The organism is Halomonas campaniensis (assembly GCF_014193375.1).
In the GTDB taxonomy this organism is placed as follows: domain Bacteria; phylum Pseudomonadota; class Gammaproteobacteria; order Pseudomonadales; family Halomonadaceae; genus Halomonas; species Halomonas campaniensis.
The window spans coordinates 127,242-143,244 of record NZ_JACHZF010000006.1 but is presented as its reverse complement, the minus strand read 5'-3'; the positions used below and the strand labels follow the sequence as shown (position 1 = coordinate 143,244).

The window sequence follows — 16,003 nt, the reverse complement described above, 5'->3', positions numbered from 1 at the left end:
GCGCCTATTCTAGGGCAATGCGCCGATGCTGGGCAGCGGGGCGCTCACGCCTGACCGCAGACCGCCAGGTAGAGCGGGGCGTCCTCGGCCAGCCGACGGATGTCTTCGGTGCGCGGGCGGCGCGCCTCGCCCTCCAGCGGCAGGGTCTCGCGGGTGGTGCAGTTCATCAGCCAGGCCTGGTGGGTGACCCGGTCCTGGACCTGCTTCTCGAAGTGGTAGAGCAGGAACTCGACGCGCCGTTCGCCGTCCTGCTCCTGGACCGCCATGCTCTGCTCGTCGACCACGCTGAAGGCGGTGGCCATGGGAAAGAGGTAGGTCCAGGGGCGCCAGAACATGGCGTCGTGCTCGACCTGCACCACCTGGGCGGTGTCGGGCAGCAGCTGGCGCTTGTGCTCGTACCAGGAGTACTCGACGTTGATCTGGTAGCCGAGCATGCCCAGGCCGCCGAATACCGGGACGATCCAGCGGGGCAGCCGCTTGCCGCTCAACAAGCGCAGCAGCATGCCGATGCCGGCGGCGCCGAGGCCGGCGAAGATCGCCGCGATCAAGTGCCAAATCATAGGTCTGTTCCTGAAAGCAATCGGGCTTCCCTGGGGAAGCCCGATCGGTAAGGGTTGACTGGCCCGGCATGCCGGGCCAGGGGCCATTATGGCTCAGTGGTCGACGGCAGTGCCAGCACCCTTGGGATAGCGGACGCTCTCCACCAGGTCCTGGATCTCCTGCGGGGGCTCCTCGGTCATGCTGGAGACGGCGAAGGCGACCGTGAAGTTGAAGATCGCGCCCACCGCACCGAACGACAGCGGGGAGATGCCCAGGATCCAGTTGTCCGGGGTGTTGGGCAGCATGTTGGTGCCCGGCACGAAGAACCAGCCCAGGTAGGTGAAGATGTAGAGCAGGGTGGCGATCAGACCGGTCAGCATGCCGGCGACGGCGCCCTTGTTGTTCACCCGCTTGGAGAAGATCCCCATCATCAGCGCCGGGAACAGCGAGGCGCCGGCGATACCGAAGGCCAGGGCCACCGTCTGGGCGGCGAAGCCCGGCGGGTTGAGGCCCAGGTAGGTGGCCAGCAGGATGGCGCCCGCCATGGAGATCCGCGCCGCCAGCATCTCTCCCTTCTCGGTGATGTTGGGGTTGATCATGGTCTTGATCAGGTCGTGGCTGATGGCCGAGGAGATGGCCAGCAGCAGGCCCGCCGCGGTAGAGAGGGCAGCCGCGATGCCGCCGGCGGCGATCAGGCCGATGACCCAGCCCGGCAGGTTGGCGATCTCGGGGTTGGCCAGTACCAGGATGTCGTTGTTGACGGAGAGCTCGCTGCCTTCCCAGCCGCGTGCCTCGGCTACCTCGGCGAAGTCCGGGTTGGCATCGTTGTAGAACTGGATGCGGCCGTCGTTGTTGAGATCGTTGAAGGTGATCAGGCCGGTCTCCTCCCAGGTGCGCACCCAGTCAGGCCGCTCCTCGTAGAGGATCGCTTCACCCGCAGCCGCCTCGTAGTCCTCGACCTGGCCGGACATCTCCGGATAGACGGTGGTCATCAGGTTGAGGCGTGCCATGGAGCCCACGGCCGGTGCGGTCAGGTAGAGCAGGGCGATGAACACCAGGGCCCAGCCGGCGGACCAGCGTGCGTCGGCCACCTTCGGCACGGTGAAGAAGCGGATGATGACGTGGGGCAGGCCCGCGGTACCGACCATCAGCGACAGGGTGAACAGCACCATGTTGAGCTTGTTGTCCACGTCGGCGGTGTAGTCCCGGAAGCCCAGGGCACTGACCACCTCGTCGAGCTTGGCCAGCAGCGGCAGGCCGGACTCGGAGTGGGTGCTGAACATGCCGAACATCGGGATCGGGTTGCCGGTCAGCTGCATGGCGATGAACACCGCCGGGATGGTGTAGGCGATGATCAGCACGATGTACTGGGCCACCTGGGTGTAGGTGATGCCCTTCATGCCGCCGAATACCGCATAGAGGAAGACGATGAAGGCCGCGATCCAGATGCCCCAGGTGTTGGAGACCTCGAGGAAGCGCGAGAAGGCCACGCCGGCGCCGGTCATCTGGCCGATGACGTAGGTCACGGAGGCCACGATCAGGCAGATGACGGCCACCAGGCGTGCCGCCTTGCTGTAGAAGCGGTCACCGATGAAGTCGGGCACCGTGAACTTGCCGAACTTGCGCAGGTAGGGGGCCAGCAGCATGGCCAGGATCACGTAGCCGCCGGTCCAGCCCATCAGGAAGGTGGAGTTGGCATAGCCCCCGGAGGCGAGCAGGCCCGCCATGGAGATGAAGGAGGCCGCGGACATCCAGTCGGCGGCGGTGGCCATGCCGTTGGTCACCGGGTGGACGCCGCCACCGGCCACGTAGAAGTCCTTGGTCGAGCCCGCTCGGGCCCAGATCGCGATGCCGATGTAGAGCGCAAAGGAGGCGCCCACGAACAGCAGGTTGATGGCAAATTGACTCATGCTGGCTTACTCCCCCAGACCGAATTTCTGATCCAGCTTGTTCATCTTCCAGGCGTAGAAGAAGATCAGGCCGATGAAGGTCAGGATGGAGCCCTGCTGGGCGAACCAGAAGCCCAGGTCGGTGCCCCCGACCGGAATGCCGGACAGCAGCGGCCGGAACAGGATGGCGCATCCGTACGAGACGAAGGCCCAGACGATCAGACAGCCCGTTATCAGGCGGACGTTCGCCTTCCAGTAGTCGGCGGAGTCGATTTTCTCTTCTGCCATTGTCGTGTTCTCCACTTGTTCTTGAGATAGGGAACTTGCGCGGTCGGTTGAGGTGGCCCAGCAGGGCAATCGCACGTCGACAGTGACGGCAGCCGCCGGTACCTGTCGGGCGATGCTCCCCGGCGAGGGAGAGTCATCGTGGCCGGAGGGCCAGTGTCATGCCGCTGCCGGCCGGCCATCGGATAGCATTGTTGTCGTGCGATTGCCCTGCATGATGCACGGTGAATAGTGGGCAATGACTGCCGAAAATAAATCCCAGACTTTCGTATCATGAGAGAAAAGCGATTTAGACGATTTCGTTAAAATCCTTTTGAATCAATGGAAAGGGGGATTGTTTCTGCCGAATTACAGACGCCCGTGGAGGCCGACTAGGACGATGGTATAGGCCGCTGCCCATAGGACGTTCGTCTAGGTGATGGCCGGGTTGGACCATGGTCTAACGGTGTGGAGGGGGAGACGATCGTCTAGCTTTTGGGGAGAAAGGCGTTGTTGCTATCCTGCCAGGAGACGACCGAAGGCCGGTCGTGATGTCGGATCAATGACGTTTCGCCTCAACACATCAACAATAACGCTGCGGCAGCCGCTGTGCCGCTCCCGAAGCACCTTGCCTTCCCCTGTCGCTTCCCGCCCGCTCCCGACCGGAGGCGTCCGGCATCGGCAGCCGAGGTAGTGCAAAGCCGGGAGGCAACGCCGGCCGCCCACGGAGGGCAGTCACATGGTCGAGGTCGATCTCTCCCAACCGCCGTTCACCTTCCTCGATGACGAGGGCAGGGAGCGGGTGCGCAGCGGCATCGACCTGGCCTATTTCGATCGCGACGAGATCATCCTGGAGACCGGCCAGCCAGGCGAGTATGTGTTCCTCATCCACAAGGGTGAGGTCGCCGAGCTGGATACCACCCTGCCGGCCGCTCGCCAGCGCATCGGCCACTACACCCGGGGCGACCTGTTCGGCGCCATCAGCATCCTCAACGGCAAGAGCCGCTACCGCTTCCGCGCCGAGCAGGAGAGCCTCTGCTACCTGCTGCCCAAGGCGCTGTTCCTGGCGCTGTGCGACGACTATCCCCCGTTCGCCGAGTTCTTCCGCCAGACCCTGACCCACAAGGCGCGCCTGCTGACCGAACAGCGTGCCGAGGGTGGGGTGACCATGGCAGGCTTCATGCTGGCCCGGGTCGACGAGTGCATGCGGGAGCCGCTGCTGGTGCCCGCGGCCACGACCATCGGCGAGGCCGTGGCCACCATCAACGAGCGCCATGCCGACAGCCTGCTGGTGGAGGGCGAGTCCGGCCCCGGCATGGTGACCAAGACCGACCTGCTCAATGCCCTGGTGCTCGAGGAGCGCGGGCGAGACAGCCCCCTGGCGGGGATCGGCAGCGCCGAGCTGATCACCGTCTCCCCCGGCCAGTACCTCTTCGAGGCGCTGGTCATCATGACCCGCCACAAGGTCGAGCGGGTGGTGGTGATCGAGCAGCGCCGCCCCGTCGGGGTGGTGGAGCTCACCGACGTGCTCAGCTACTTCTCCAGCCGCAGCTACGTGGTCAGCCTGCAGGTCGAGCAGGCCAACAGCCTCGAGGCGCTGGCGGCGGCCAGCCGCCGCACCCCGGAGCTGGTCAAGGCGCTGATGGCCCAGGGCGTCAAGCTGCGCTTCGCCATGGGGCTGCTGGCCGCCCTCAACGGCCGCATCATGAACAAGGCCTGGGGCTTCTTGATCGACGAGCACTACCACCGCGACAGCTGCCTGATGGTGATGGGCAGCGAGGGGCGCGGCGAGCAGATCCTCAAGACCGACCAGGACAACGGCCTGATCCTCGCCGACGACCTGGACTGGCCCGACTGTGGCGAGCAGATGCAGCGCCTGACCGAGACCCTCATCGAGCTCGGCTACCCGCCCTGTCCCGGCAACATCATGGTCTCCAACCCCGAGTGGGTGGGCACCGAGAGCCAATGGCGGGCGCGCATCGCCAGCTGGGCCGGCAAGCGGGATGGCGACAGCCTGATGAAGCTGGCCATCATGCTCGACTCCCATGCGGTGGCCGGCAACCCGGCCCTGCTCGACCGGGTGCGCGAGGAGCTCTTCGAACGCTGCTCCCGTGACGAGCTGCTGCTCTCCTACTTCGCCCGCACCGCCCTGCGCTTCTCGACCCCGCTGACCCTGTTCGGCTCCCTGAAGAAGCCGCAGCACGGCATCGACATCAAGAAGGGCGGCATCTTCCCGATCGTCCACGGGGTGCGGACCATGGCGCTGGAACGGCGTATCCGGCCGACCTCGACCCTGGAGCGCCTGGATGCCCTGGCGGCGGATGGCAGGCTCGAGGCGAGCTTCGCCGAGGACCTCGGCGAGGCCCTGTCGCTGTTCACCGAGCTGCGCCTCAAGCAGCAGCTGGCGGGGCTGGACGGCGAGGCGGCGAGCCGCAAGCCCGATCGGGTGGTGGTCCAGGAGCTCTCGTCCCTGGAGCGCGACCTGCTGCGCGAGGCGCTGCACATCGTCAAGGACTTCAAGCAGCGCCTCTCCCACCGTTTCCATCTGGAGTATTCGTGACGCCGAGGCGACGTCCGAAGGAACGACAACGACAACGACTCAAGGAGACCCCGTCATGATCAAGGTCCTGCGGCGCGCCGCCGACCGTCGACGACACGCCAACGGTGACTACGCCTGGCTGTTCCACCCCTACACCGGTGACGAGATGGTGGTGATCGACACCGAGACCACCGGGCTGGATACCCGCACCGCGGAGCTGGTCTCGATTGCAGCGGTGAAGGTGCGCGGCGACCGGGTACTGACCAGCGACTCCCTGGACCTGCGCCTGGCGCGCCCCGCCAGCCTCTCCGGCGACTCGATCCGCATCCATGGCCTGCGCGGCATCGACCTGGACGGCGGCGAGCAGATGGAGGTCGCCCTGGCCCGCCTGCTCGACTTCGTCGGCAACCGGCCCATCGTGGGGTGGTGCCTGGACTTCGACCTGGCCATCCTCAACCGCGAGCTTCGGCCGCGCTTCGGCTTCGACCTGCCCAATGCCACCATCGACGTGGCCCAGAGCTACGCCCGCCGGCTGCGTCGCCACCATCCCGAGGTCGATGCGCTGCCGCGCTTCGAGCGGGTGGCCGAGCTGCTGGGGGTGCCGGTCATGGGACGCCATACGGCGCTGGGCGATGCGGTGACCACGGCGCTGATGTACCTGAGGCTGGATCGCGCGACGCAACCGGCCGGCCTGTTCTCCTGACGCCAGGCCGGGAGGGGAGGGCGTCGCCTCGTGCCGGCGGCGGTGGTAGGATGGGCGCCCGTCAATTTCCGTCCGCTCTGGCAGCGCCTACGACCATGCAAGACGCCGTGATCTTCGATCCCCCCACCTTGGGCTCCCCTTCCCGGGACGCCTCGCCGGCCGAACCGGCCCCGTCGACCCTCGAGGCCCTGGATGCCCGCGGCAAGCGCGAGTTCAACAAGCTCCAGAAGCGTCTGCGGCGTCAGGTCGGCAACGCGATCATCGACTACGGGATGATCCACGAGGGCGACCGCGTGATGGTCTGCCTGTCGGGGGGCAAGGACAGCTACACCCTGCTGTCGATCCTGCGCAGCCTGCAGCGCAATGCGCCGATCGACTTCTCGCTGGTGGCGGTCAACCTCGACCAGAAGCAGCCCGGCTTCCCCGAGCACGTGCTGCCCGAGTACCTCGCGTCGATCGGCGTGGAGTACCACATCCTCGAGCGCGACACCTACTCGGTGGTCAAGGAGAAGACGCCCGAGGGCAAGACCACCTGTGCGCTCTGCTCGCGGCTGCGTCGCGGCTCCCTCTATGGCTTCGCCGAGGAGATCGGCGCCACCAAGGTCGCCCTGGGGCACCATCGCGAGGACATCCTCGAGACGCTGTTCCTCAACCTCTTCTTTGGCGGCAGCCTCAAGGCGATGCCCCCCAAGCTGCTCTCCGACGATGGCAGGAACATCCTGATCCGGCCGCTGGCCTACTGCCGGGAGGCGGACATCGCCGAGTACGCGCGGCTGATGGAATTCCCGATCATCCCCTGCAACCTGTGCGGCTCCCAGCCCAACCTGCAGCGCCAGGTGGTCAAGGAGATGCTTGCCGAGTGGGAGAAGAAACACCCCGGGCGCCTGGAGAGCATGTTCAAGGCAGTGACCAACGTGGCGCCGTCGCAGCTGGCCGACCGTGAGCTCTTCGACTTCGCCGGGCTGGAGGAGAAGCAGCAGCAGTTGCTGGCCAACCGCATCGATATTCTGAACGAGCGATAAGCGCCGAGCGCCCGGCGCTACTTCGCCCCTTCCTCCTCGGCGACCTGGGTCAGGGCCTCGAGGTCGAGGATATGCACCTCGCGGCCGGAGACGGCGACCAGGCCCTGGCTCTGGAAACGGCCCAGGATACGGCTGACCGTCTCGACCGCGAGCCCCAGGTAGTTGCCGATATCGGCCCGGGACATGGAGAGGCGGAAGCTGTAGGGGGAGTAGCCGCGGCGCCGGAAGCGGTCGGAGAGGCCGGCGAAGAAGCTGGCCAGCCGCTGGTCGGCGGTCTTGCGCGATAGCAGCCGCATCATGCGGCGGTCGTCGCGCAGCTCCTTGCTCATGCTGCGGTAGAGCTGGGTGCGCAGCTCCGGCAGCGACTCGGAGAGGCTGTCGAGACGGTCGAAGGGGATCTCGCAGACCGTGGTGGTCTCCAGGGCCACCACGGTACCGGGGTAGCGCGCCTCGTCGATGCCGTCGAGCCCCACCAGCTCGCTGGGCAGGTAGAAGTTGGTGAGCTGGTCCTCGCCGCTGCCCTCGGTGGTCACCTGCTTGAGGCTGCCCGAACGGACCGCGAAGACGCTGGTGAAGGGGCTGTCCTGGCGGAACAGGGTCTCGCCCTTCTTCAGCGGCGCACGCCGGCGGATGATGGCGTCGAACTGGTCCATGTCCTGCACCTCGAGCGCCAGCGGCAGGCACAGCGAACTCAGGCTGCAGGTCTGGCAACGGGTCTCGTGCAGCAGGGAACGCCGCCGGCCGGTCAGGGTATCCGGCATGGCCGACTCCTCCTTGATCGTGATCATGCCGGTCATTATGGAGGAAACTGCGGTCAGGGCAAACCACCCCTAAGGAGGTAGCTGCCCCGGCCGGCAGCGCGTCAGGCGTCCGGCGGGGGGTAGGCGTCGAAGGCCATGGCCAGCCGATGGATCAGCAGCTCGCCGGCGGCGGTGGCGACCAGCCGGCTGCCGTGGCGTTCGAGCAGCCCGTCCCGGCGCAGGGGCTCGAGGCGCTGCAGGGCATCGGCCAGGCTCGCCTCGGCGTCGACGCCGTGAGCGCTGGAGAGGGCCTCGAGGTCCAGCGCCATCCCGCACAGCAGCCGCTCGATGGCGTCGCCCCTCAGGTGATCGTCGGCCGTCAGGCGGATGCCCCGCGAGGTGGGCAGCCGGCCCGCGTCCAGGGCGGCCTCGTAGTCGGCCAGGCGCTCCGGGTTGCGGGCCAGCACCTCCTCCAGCTGGCTGACGGCGGCCACGCCCAGGCCGATGTGGTCCGCCGGGCCGTGGGGGGTGTAGCCCAGCGGGTCGCGCCTCAGGGTGCCATTGGCCCGGGCGATGGCCAGGCTGTCCCCGGGGCGGGCGTACTGGCCCATGCCGATGGCCACATAGCCGTCCGCCTCCAGCCGCTGCCGGGCGTCGAGGAGGATCATCAGCTGCGTCTGCCGTGACGGCAGGTCCTCGGCGCGGATCTGCTGCTGGGGGCGGTAGCGTTCCGGGAGGTGCGAATAGCGATAGAGCGAGAGCCGCGGCGGCGCCATCGCGATCACCTGGTCGAGGGTCTCGGCGAAGCTCGCGCGGGTCTGCAGGGGCAGGCCGACGATCAGGTCCAGGTTCAGCGAGCGGAACCCCAGGCGGTCGGCCTCGTCGACCAGCGACTCGGTGAGCACCCGGGGCTGGATCCGGTTGATCGCCTTCTGCACCCGCAGGTCGAGCTCCTGGACGCCCAGGCTCAGCCGGTTGAAGCCCAGCGCCTGCAGGTGGCGGAGGGTGAAGACATCGGCCTCCCGCGGGTCGACCTCGATGCTGTAGTCGCGCTCGCGTGAGCCCGAGAGTCCGAAACGGGCATCCAGGCGGTCGAACAGGTCCCCCATCTGGTTCAGGGAGAGGAAGGTGGGCGCGCCGCCGCCCCAGTGCAGCCGCTGGACCTCCCGCGAGGTCGCCAGGTGGCGGGTCAGCAGCACCATCTCGCGGTCGAGCCGGGAGAGGTAGGGCTCGGCCTGGCGGTTGTCCCGGGAGGCGATGCTGTGGCAGGCGCAGAAGCGGCAGGCCTGGCGGCAGAAGGGCAGCTGCACGTCCAGCGACAGCGGGCGTCCGCCGTGGTTGCTGCGCTCCAGGGCCGCGGCGAAGGCGTCCGCCGTGAGCCCGTCGCCGAAGCAGGCCACCCGCGGGTAGGTGACATAGCGGGGGCCGTCGAGGTCATGGCGGCACAGGCGCGACAGGGCGCGGTCGGTGCGTGATGGCCCGGCGCGAGTCGCGGTCTTCGCATGGGCGGGCATGGCGGCACTCCCGGCGGTGGATGTGCCTTGTATGCTAGCGGGGAGGCGGCAGGGTCGGCGTTGAGCTGCGTCAATCCCGGGTGGAATAGCCGGGAATTCAGCCGTGCGCCGCGCCGGGCAGCAGGTGCCAGAGCTGCCACAGGGCGAAGGCGATGATCGAGAGCGCGGCCAGGGTGCGCGTGGCGCGGTGGCGGATCAGGCCCCCCAGCTGGCGGGCCGCCAGCCCGGTGGCCAGCAGGGCCGGCAGGGTGCCGACGCCGAAGGCGCCCATCAGCGCGGCCCCCCTCAGCGGGTCGGCCATGGCCAGGCTCCAGGCCAGCATCGAGTAGACCAGCCCGCACGGCAGCCAGCCCCACACCGCCCCCAGCGCCACGGCCTGGGGGACCTTCACCACCGGCATCAGCCGCCGGCCCACCGGCTCCAGGTGGCGCCACAGGCGCCGGCCCACGGCTTCCACCCGCAGCAGCCCCTTCCACCAGTCGGCGATATAGAGCGCCATCAGGATCAGCATGACCGCGGCGAACAGCTGCAGCGCCACCCGCGTGGCCGGGGTGAGGGTGAGCAGGGTGCCGAGGCCCGCCACCAGGGCACCGGCGACCATGTAGCTGGCGATGCGGCCCAGGTTGTAGCCGAACAGCAGCCCCGAGAGGCGCGCCGGGGAGCGCATGCTGGGGGGCACGGCGAAGGTCAGGGCGCTCATGATGCCGCCGCACATGCCGATGCAGTGGGCGCCGCCGAGCAGGCCGAAGACGAAGGCCGCGGCGAGCGGCGGCAGGCCGAGTCCGGTGGGATCCATCAGCGGGAGTCGCCCGGCCCCGGGTCGTCCCTGTCGGCATCGTGTCGAACCTCGCGGCGGCGCCGGCGCTCCTCGGGGGGCAGGTCGTTCTCGTCCTCGTCGAAGAGGATGCGGTGGGCGGGCCCCTCCAGGTCCTCGAACTGGTCGTTCTTCACCGCCCAGAAGAAGGCCCAGACGGCCAGGCCGAGCAGGATCAGCGACAGCGGAATCAGCAGGTAGAGGATGCTCATGCGTTCACCCGTTGTGGGGCCGGTGCGACGGCCTGCCGGGGCTCGGCGGCCCGGCTGCGGAAGCGGTTGAGGCGCAGGGCATTGCCCACCACCACCAGGGAGCTCGCCGACATGCCGATGGCCGCGAGCCATGGCGGGACGAAGCCCATGGCGGCCAGCGGCATGGCCGAGAAGTTGTAGCACACCGACCAGACCATGTTCTGGCGCATCACCCGGCGGGTGGCCCGCGAGATCTCGATGGCCTCGACGATACGGATCAGCCGCGGGCTGAGCAAGATGGCATCGGCGCTGGTCCTGGCCAGGTCGGTGGCGCCGTTCATGGCGATGGCCACGTCGGCGCCGGCCAGTACCGGGATGTCGTTGATGCCGTCACCCACCATGGCGACCTTCTCGCCGGCCGCCTGGCACTCGCGGATGCGCTCGAGCTTGCATTCCGGGCTGGCTGCGCCGCGCCAGGTGGCGATGCCGAGGCGCCCGGCGAGCTCGCCTGCCGCCTGGGGGATGTCGCCGGAGAGCAGCTCCACCTCGAGGCCCAGGGCCGTCAGGGCGCGGACCGTCTCGGCGGCATCCTCGCGGACATGGTCCTGCAGCGCGAACCAGGCGCGCGGCTCGCCCTCCTCGGTGAGCAGCAGCCACTGGCCGTCGCCGGGTGCCTCGAGGGGGTGGTCCGGCGCGGCGAACCCTGGCTTGCCCAGCCGCCAGCGTCGTCCTTTGATGGTGCCCTCCAGCCCCTGGCCGGTGCGGCTGGCGACCGCGTCGGCGGCCACCGTGGCCAGGCGGTAGGGGTGGAAGGCGCGGGCGATGGGGTGCTCGGAGCGCGCCTCCAGGGCGGCGGCGAGTACCCGCGCCCGGTCGGCCGCCAGCGCGCCGAGGGGGCGGGTCTCCACCAGCGCCATCTGTCCGGTGGTCAGGGTGCCGGTCTTGTCGAGGATCACCCGGTCGAGCTGGGAGAGCGCCTCGATGGCGTTGGCCCGGGTCACCAGCACGCCGCGGCGGCGCAGCTGGCCGTGTCCGGCCGTCAGGGCCGTCGGCGTGGCCAGGGCCAGGGCGCAGGGGCAGGTCACCACCAGCACCGAGAGGGTGACCCAGAGCACCCGCGACGGGTCGATGAACCACCACACCGTGGCCACGCCCAGGGTGACGAACAGCAGCCGCAGCACGAACAGGTGCGACATGCGCGCGGCCATCTGGGCCAGGCGCGGGCGGCTGGCGAAGGCACGGTCGGTGAGGTCGACGATGCCGGCCACCCGGGCATCCCGGCCGGCGTGGGTCACGCGCACCATCAGCGGGCTCTCCACGTTCTGGCTGCCGCCGGTGACCCCGTCGCCGACCCGGCGCGTCACCGGCAGGTACTCGCCGGTGAGCATGGACTCGTCGAGACTCGACTCGCCCTCCTCGATCACCCCGTCGGCGGGCACCCCATGGCCGGGCTTGATCAGCACCCGGTCGCCGGCGGCGAGCTCGCTGGCCGGCAGGATGCGCTCCTCGCCGTCGTCGGTGAGGCGGATCGCCGAGAGCGGCAGGGCGCCGGAGAGCGCGTTGCCGCTGTGGCCGCTGCGCCGCCGGGCGCGGGCCTCGACGTAGCGGCCGAAGAGCAGGAAGAAGGTGAACATCGCCACCGAGTCGAAGTAGACCTCGCCGGTGTCGGTGAGCACCGCGTAGCTGCTGGCCAGGTAGGCCCCGCCGATGGCGATGGAGACCGGCACGTCCATGCCCAGCACCCGGGTGCGCAGGTCGCGCAGGGCGTTGCGGAAGAAGGGCATGGCCGAGAAGAACACCACCGGGGTCGCCAGGGCAAAGGAGAGCCAGTGGAAGAGGGCATGGAAGTCCTCGCTGATCTCGCCGGGGCCGGCCACATAGATGGGGATGGAGAACATCATCACCTGGGCCATGCCCACGGCGGCGATGATCAGGCGGCGCACGTTCATGCGCTCTTCGTGCTGCAGGCGCGCCTGGGCCTCGTCGGGTTCGTAGGGCTGGGCCTGGTAGCCGATGGCGGCCATCTCGGCCAGGATCCGCGACAGCTTGATCGCCTCGGGATCCCAGCTGACCCGCACCCGGTGGTGGGTAAGGTTGACGGCGCTGGAGTCGACCCCCGGCAGGGCGTTGAGGCGGTGCTCGATCAGCCAGGCGCAGGCCGCACAGGTGATGCCGTCCACCGCCAGGGTGGCATGCACGCGGTCGCTGTCGGTCTCGGGGTGGACGAACTGGCGCTGCAGGCCGGCGTCGTCGAACACCGCCCAGGTCTCGGCGCGGGCCGACTGGCGGTCGTCCGGGCGCTCGGGAAGCTCGGTGCGGAAGCGGTAGTAGCTGGCCAGGCCGCCGTCGACGATGGCGTGGGCCACGGCCTCGCAGCCGGGGCAGCAGAGCGGGTGGCGGACGTCGTCCAGGGTGATCGACCAGGGAGCGCCCTCGGGCACCCGGCTGCCGCAGTGGTAGCAGCCGCCCTCGACCGCTGTCGGGGTGTCCGCGCTCATCGACTCGGCGGGCCCGCGAGCGGAGAGGCGATCACGAGTCGCTGGAGGCCGCGGCGCGACCCGGCGTCAGCGGGATCTCGCCCTCGTCGGGGAAGCGGGCCTCGCCGACCAGGCGCCACTCGGGGGCGTCCCCCCGCGGCTGCAGCTGCAGGTACCAGCGGTAACGCAGGTTGTCCGGCGCCTGGCCCAGGTAGCGGCCATTGCGCACGTGCTCCAGCGTCAGCTCGATGTCGCGGTCGTCCTGGGTGGGGAAGATCAGCTCCAGGTCGAGGGCCGCGGGGAAGTCCTCGGCGCCCTCCAGGTCGAGCACCACGTCACTGGTCAACGGGTCGAGGCGCAGCCGGGCGGTCAGGCCCAGGCTGGCGGCGCGCTCCTGCTTGGCCAGCACCATGTTGATGGCGCGGCCGTGCTCGTAGTAGTCCTCCTGGACCATGCCGTCGGCGCTGCGGATCGCCAGGAACGCGAAGGTGGAGCTGACGCTGATCGACAGCATCAGCAGGCCCATCAGGAACCAGGGCCAGAACTGCTTGTACCAGGGGGTCACGGGGTGGGACATGTCATCTCCGGATTTCGCCGATGAAGCGGGTCTCTCGCGCCAGCGAGATATCGGGGTGGTCATCGGCCTCGAGGTGCAGGGTGATGGGATGGCTGGGGCGCTCGACCTCCGTCGGGTCGACGGTGATCGACACCACGGCGCGGCGGCTGTCCCCGGCGGGGACCGAGATACGGTCGGTGTTCAGGGTCAGGCCCGGCAGCCCCGAGGCCGCCAGGCGGTAGACATGGTCCTGGCGATCCAGGTTGCGCACCGTCACCACATAGACGTTGCTCAGGCGGCCGTCGCGGGTCAGCTGGTAGAGCTCGGTACGCTCCCGCTCCACCTCGAAGCCCAGCGGTGTGCGATCCGCCACCGCCCAGGCGAAGACCCCGATCATCACCACCAGCGCCGCCAGGTAGCCCATCAGGCGCGGGCGCAGGATGTGGGTGGGCTTGCCCTCCAGGGCGTTCTCGGTGGTGTAGCGGATCAGGCCGCGGGGGTAGCCCATCTTGTCCATTACGCTGTCGCAGGCGTCGATGCAGGCCGCGCAGGTGATGCACTCGTACTGCAGGCCATCGCGGATGTCGATGCCGGTGGGGCAGACCTGCACGCAGAGGTCGCAGTCGATGCAATCGCCGTGGCCGGCCTCCCGGGCCTCGGCATGGCTGAGGGTCTTCTTGCGGGCGCCGCGCGGCTCGCCGCGGGCGGCGTCGTAGGAGACGATCAGGGTGTCGCGGTCGAACATCACCGACTGGAACCGCGCATAGGGGCACATGTAGATGCATACCTGCTCGCGCAGCCAGCCGGCGTTGAGGTAGGTGAAGACCAGGAAGAAGCCGACCCAGAAGTAGGACCAGCCATGGGCCTCCAGGGTGGGCAGGTCGACCACCAGCTGGCGAATCGGCGTGAAGTAGCCGACGAAGGTCACGCCGGTGGCCAGGGCGATGGCGAGCCAGATGGCGTGCTTGGCTCCCTTGCGCCATAGCGTGTCGGCCGTCATCGGCTGCCTGTCGAGCTTGATGCGCCGGTTGCGGCTGCCTTCCAGGCGGTGCTCGAACCAGATGAACAGGAAGGTCCAGACGCTCTGGGGGCAGGTGTAGCCGCACCACACCCGGCCGGCGAAAACGGTGATGAAGAACAGGCCGAAGGCGCAGATGATCAGCAGCCAGGAGAGCAGGATGAATTCCTGGGGGTAGAAGGTGGCGGCGAAGATGTGGAACTCGCGGCCGGGCAGGTCGAACCAGATGGCCGGGCGATCCCCCCACGGCAGCCAGGGCAGCAGGAAGAAGGCCAGCATCAGCGCCCAGTTGGCGCTGCGCCGCACCTTCTGGAACAGCCCCTTGATCTCGCGCACGTAGATATGCTCTCGCCGGGCGTACATCTCCTGCTGCACCGTCGAGCCGGGGGAGTGGTGCTCGACCGGTGATGGCGTGACATCGCGGGTGGGAATCTTGTCGCTCATGGCTGGCTCACGGCAGGTAGGGTGAGGTCCGAACGGGCTCGGGCCGGGACAAGGCTATTGTATCGATGCGCTGCACAAACGAGAAAGGGTGCGACCTGGCGCCGCACCCTTTCGTTCGCGTCACGCTACGGGGTCAGTCCCTGAAGCGCAGGCTGTAGACGTAGGCGGCGACCAGGTGGACGCGCTCCTCGCCGATGTAGGCCGCCTGGGCCGGCATGTGGCCGTTGCGGCCGTTGCGCAGGGTCTGGCGAACCGAGTCCGCGACGCTCTGGCCCGGTGCCTGGTAGAGCCAGATGTCGTTGGTCAGGTTGGGCGCGCCCAGGGCCTGGTTGCCGGTGCCGTCGGGCATGTGGCAGGCGGCACAGACCGAGGCGAAGGTCGCCGCACCGCGCTCGGCGCGCTCGGCGTCGTGCTCGAGGTCGGACAGCGCGAGGACGTGCTGGGTGACGTTCTCGATGTTCTGCTCGCCCAGCTGCTGCCAGGAGGGCATCAGCCCGTTGCGGCCGCGGATCAGGGAGGTCAGGATCTGCTCCGGCTCCCCGCCGTAGAGCCAGTCGTCATCGGTCAGGTTGGGGAAACCGTAGCCGCCCTGGGCATTGGAGCCGTGGCACACCGCACAGTTGTTCAGGTAGATGCGCTCGGCCACCTGCATCGCCTCGGCGTCCCGGGCCAGTTCGGGGATCGGGATCTCCTGGTACTGGGCGAAGATCGGCGTGAAGCGCTCCTCGGCCCGCGCCACTTCCTCCTCCCACTGACCCTCCTGGGTCCAGCCCAGCACGCCGGCGAAGTTGCCGAGGCCGGGGTAGAGCACCAGGTAGCCCAGCGAGAAGATCACCGTGCCCACGTAGAGCTGGAACCACCAGCGCGGCAGCGGGTTGTCGTACTCCTCGATACCGTCGGCGGCGTGGCCGGTGGTCTCGACGTTGCCCTCGGCATCGGGGGTCTTGTCGGTCTTGCGGTTGGCGTAGAGCAGCCAGAAGGCAAACCCGATGGAGCCCAGCGTGATGACGATGATCCAGGCGCTCCAGAACCCGGAAAGGGAGTCACCCCAGAGATTGTTCATGTGTTCCTGTCTCCCTTGCTCTTGCTGGAATAGCTCTTGCGGGAAGCGGCCCCGTCCTGCGAGGCGCTCTTGTCACGGTTCGCTTGTTCATCATCGTCGGCGAAGGGCAGCTGGGCCGCCTCGTCGAAGTCCGGCTTGCGCCGCCGGGAGTAGGCCCACACGGTGATGCCGATGAAGGCCAGGATCAGCAGCCCGGTGATGATGCCGCGAAAGGTCCCGGTATCCATGA

15 protein-coding genes are annotated in these 16,003 nt (G+C 68.6%); 3 read left to right on the top strand and 12 right to left on the bottom strand.

The features are described 5' to 3' along the window. Positions 1–44: 44 nt before the first annotated feature. The 3 genes from BDK63_RS05440 to BDK63_RS05430 form a co-directional block, all read right to left on the bottom strand. Complete coding sequence (locus BDK63_RS05440; protein ID WP_183330346.1) at positions 45–560, bottom strand: hypothetical protein; 516 nt, start codon at positions 558–560, stop codon at positions 45–47. Between the two features lie 93 nt (positions 561–653). Beyond that, positions 654–2,450, bottom strand: coding sequence for a sodium:solute symporter family protein (locus BDK63_RS05435; protein WP_183330345.1), 1,797 nt, complete (start codon positions 2,448–2,450; stop codon positions 654–656). A gap of 6 nt (positions 2,451–2,456) precedes the next feature. Further along, positions 2,457–2,717 (bottom strand): DUF4212 domain-containing protein, encoded by a 261-nt coding sequence (locus BDK63_RS05430; RefSeq protein WP_183330344.1) that lies wholly within the window; start codon positions 2,715–2,717, stop codon positions 2,457–2,459. 715 nt (positions 2,718–3,432) lie between these two features. On the opposite strand from BDK63_RS05430, the gene BDK63_RS05425 reads away from it, so the two are divergent. The 3 genes from BDK63_RS05425 to ttcA all read left to right on the top strand — a co-directional run bounded on the left by BDK63_RS05425 (position 3,433) and on the right by ttcA (position 6,957). Then, entirely contained in the window at positions 3,433–5,253 is a 1,821-nt protein-coding gene (locus BDK63_RS05425) for a putative nucleotidyltransferase substrate binding domain-containing protein (RefSeq protein ID WP_183330343.1), read from the top strand. A gap of 55 nt (positions 5,254–5,308) precedes the next feature. Then, positions 5,309–5,935, top strand: coding sequence for a 3'-5' exonuclease (locus BDK63_RS05420; RefSeq protein WP_183330342.1), 627 nt, complete (start codon positions 5,309–5,311; stop codon positions 5,933–5,935). 95 nt (positions 5,936–6,030) lie between these two features. Beyond that, entirely contained in the window at positions 6,031–6,957 is a 927-nt protein-coding gene (ttcA, locus tag BDK63_RS05415) for a tRNA 2-thiocytidine(32) synthetase TtcA (RefSeq protein WP_183330341.1), read from the top strand. 17 nt (positions 6,958–6,974) lie between these two features. Here ttcA and fnr read toward each other — a convergent pair whose 3' ends face one another. The 9 genes from fnr to BDK63_RS05370 form a co-directional block, all read right to left on the bottom strand. Then, entirely contained in the window at positions 6,975–7,718 is a 744-nt protein-coding gene (gene fnr, locus BDK63_RS05410) for a fumarate/nitrate reduction transcriptional regulator Fnr (protein WP_183330340.1), read from the bottom strand. Positions 7,719–7,819: 101 nt separating this feature from the next. Then, on the bottom strand, positions 7,820–9,211 hold the full coding sequence (gene hemN / locus BDK63_RS05405; protein ID WP_183330339.1) for an oxygen-independent coproporphyrinogen III oxidase: 1,392 nt from the start codon (positions 9,209–9,211) through the stop codon (positions 7,820–7,822). Positions 9,212–9,308: 97 nt separating this feature from the next. Further along, the gene (locus BDK63_RS05400; RefSeq protein ID WP_183330338.1) at positions 9,309–10,007 is read right to left on the bottom strand and encodes a sulfite exporter TauE/SafE family protein; all 699 of its coding nucleotides are present in this window, start codon (positions 10,005–10,007) and stop codon (positions 9,309–9,311) included. Further along, a complete protein-coding gene (ccoS, locus tag BDK63_RS05395; protein WP_183330337.1) occupies positions 10,007–10,237 on the bottom strand; it encodes a cbb3-type cytochrome oxidase assembly protein CcoS in 231 nt (76 codons plus the stop codon). The genes BDK63_RS05400 and ccoS overlap by 1 nt, the downstream gene beginning before the upstream one ends. Then, positions 10,234–12,714: a heavy metal translocating P-type ATPase gene (locus BDK63_RS05390; RefSeq protein WP_183330336.1), complete on the bottom strand. Its 2,481-nt coding sequence runs from the start codon at positions 12,712–12,714 to the stop codon at positions 10,234–10,236. The genes ccoS and BDK63_RS05390 overlap by 4 nt, the downstream gene beginning before the upstream one ends. Positions 12,715–12,745: 31 nt before the next feature. Further along, positions 12,746–13,270, bottom strand: coding sequence for a FixH family protein (locus tag BDK63_RS05385; protein ID WP_183330335.1), 525 nt, complete (start codon positions 13,268–13,270; stop codon positions 12,746–12,748). A 1-nt stretch (position 13,271) separates the two neighbouring features. Then, complete coding sequence (ccoG, locus tag BDK63_RS05380; protein ID WP_183330334.1) at positions 13,272–14,711, bottom strand: cytochrome c oxidase accessory protein CcoG; 1,440 nt, start codon at positions 14,709–14,711, stop codon at positions 13,272–13,274. Between the two features lie 133 nt (positions 14,712–14,844). After that, positions 14,845–15,774, bottom strand: coding sequence for a cytochrome-c oxidase, cbb3-type subunit III (ccoP, locus tag BDK63_RS05375; RefSeq protein ID WP_183330333.1), 930 nt, complete (start codon positions 15,772–15,774; stop codon positions 14,845–14,847). Further along, on the bottom strand, positions 15,771–16,001 hold the full coding sequence (locus BDK63_RS05370) for a cbb3-type cytochrome oxidase subunit 3 (RefSeq protein ID WP_183330332.1): 231 nt from the start codon (positions 15,999–16,001) through the stop codon (positions 15,771–15,773). Before BDK63_RS05370 ends, ccoP begins: the two co-directional genes overlap by 4 nt. Between the last annotated feature and the right edge of the window lie 2 nt (positions 16,002–16,003).

Bases quoted from the DNA above. Each gene is read 5' to 3' on its own strand.
- BDK63_RS05440 (WP_183330346.1), bottom strand. From the start codon at position 560: ATGATTTGGCACTTGATCGCGGCGATCTTCGCCGGCCTCGGCGCCGCC.
- BDK63_RS05435 (WP_183330345.1), bottom strand. From the start codon at position 2,450: ATGAGTCAATTTGCCATCAACCTGCTGTTCGTGGGCGCCTCCTTTGCG.
- BDK63_RS05430 (WP_183330344.1), bottom strand. From the start codon at position 2,717: ATGGCAGAAGAGAAAATCGACTCCGCCGACTACTGGAAGGCGAACGTC.
- BDK63_RS05425 (WP_183330343.1), top strand. From the start codon at position 3,433: ATGGTCGAGGTCGATCTCTCCCAACCGCCGTTCACCTTCCTCGATGAC.
- BDK63_RS05420 (WP_183330342.1), top strand. From the start codon at position 5,309: ATGATCAAGGTCCTGCGGCGCGCCGCCGACCGTCGACGACACGCCAAC.
- ttcA (WP_183330341.1), top strand. From the start codon at position 6,031: ATGCAAGACGCCGTGATCTTCGATCCCCCCACCTTGGGCTCCCCTTCC.
- fnr (WP_183330340.1), bottom strand. From the start codon at position 7,718: ATGCCGGATACCCTGACCGGCCGGCGGCGTTCCCTGCTGCACGAGACC.
- hemN (WP_183330339.1), bottom strand. From the start codon at position 9,211: ATGCCCGCCCATGCGAAGACCGCGACTCGCGCCGGGCCATCACGCACC.
- BDK63_RS05400 (WP_183330338.1), bottom strand. From the start codon at position 10,007: ATGGATCCCACCGGACTCGGCCTGCCGCCGCTCGCCGCGGCCTTCGTC.
- ccoS (WP_183330337.1), bottom strand. From the start codon at position 10,237: ATGAGCATCCTCTACCTGCTGATTCCGCTGTCGCTGATCCTGCTCGGC.
- BDK63_RS05390 (WP_183330336.1), bottom strand. From the start codon at position 12,714: ATGAGCGCGGACACCCCGACAGCGGTCGAGGGCGGCTGCTACCACTGC.
- BDK63_RS05385 (WP_183330335.1), bottom strand. From the start codon at position 13,270: ATGTCCCACCCCGTGACCCCCTGGTACAAGCAGTTCTGGCCCTGGTTC.
- ccoG (WP_183330334.1), bottom strand. From the start codon at position 14,711: ATGAGCGACAAGATTCCCACCCGCGATGTCACGCCATCACCGGTCGAG.
- ccoP (WP_183330333.1), bottom strand. From the start codon at position 15,774: ATGAACAATCTCTGGGGTGACTCCCTTTCCGGGTTCTGGAGCGCCTGG.
- BDK63_RS05370 (WP_183330332.1), bottom strand. From the start codon at position 16,001: ATGGATACCGGGACCTTTCGCGGCATCATCACCGGGCTGCTGATCCTG.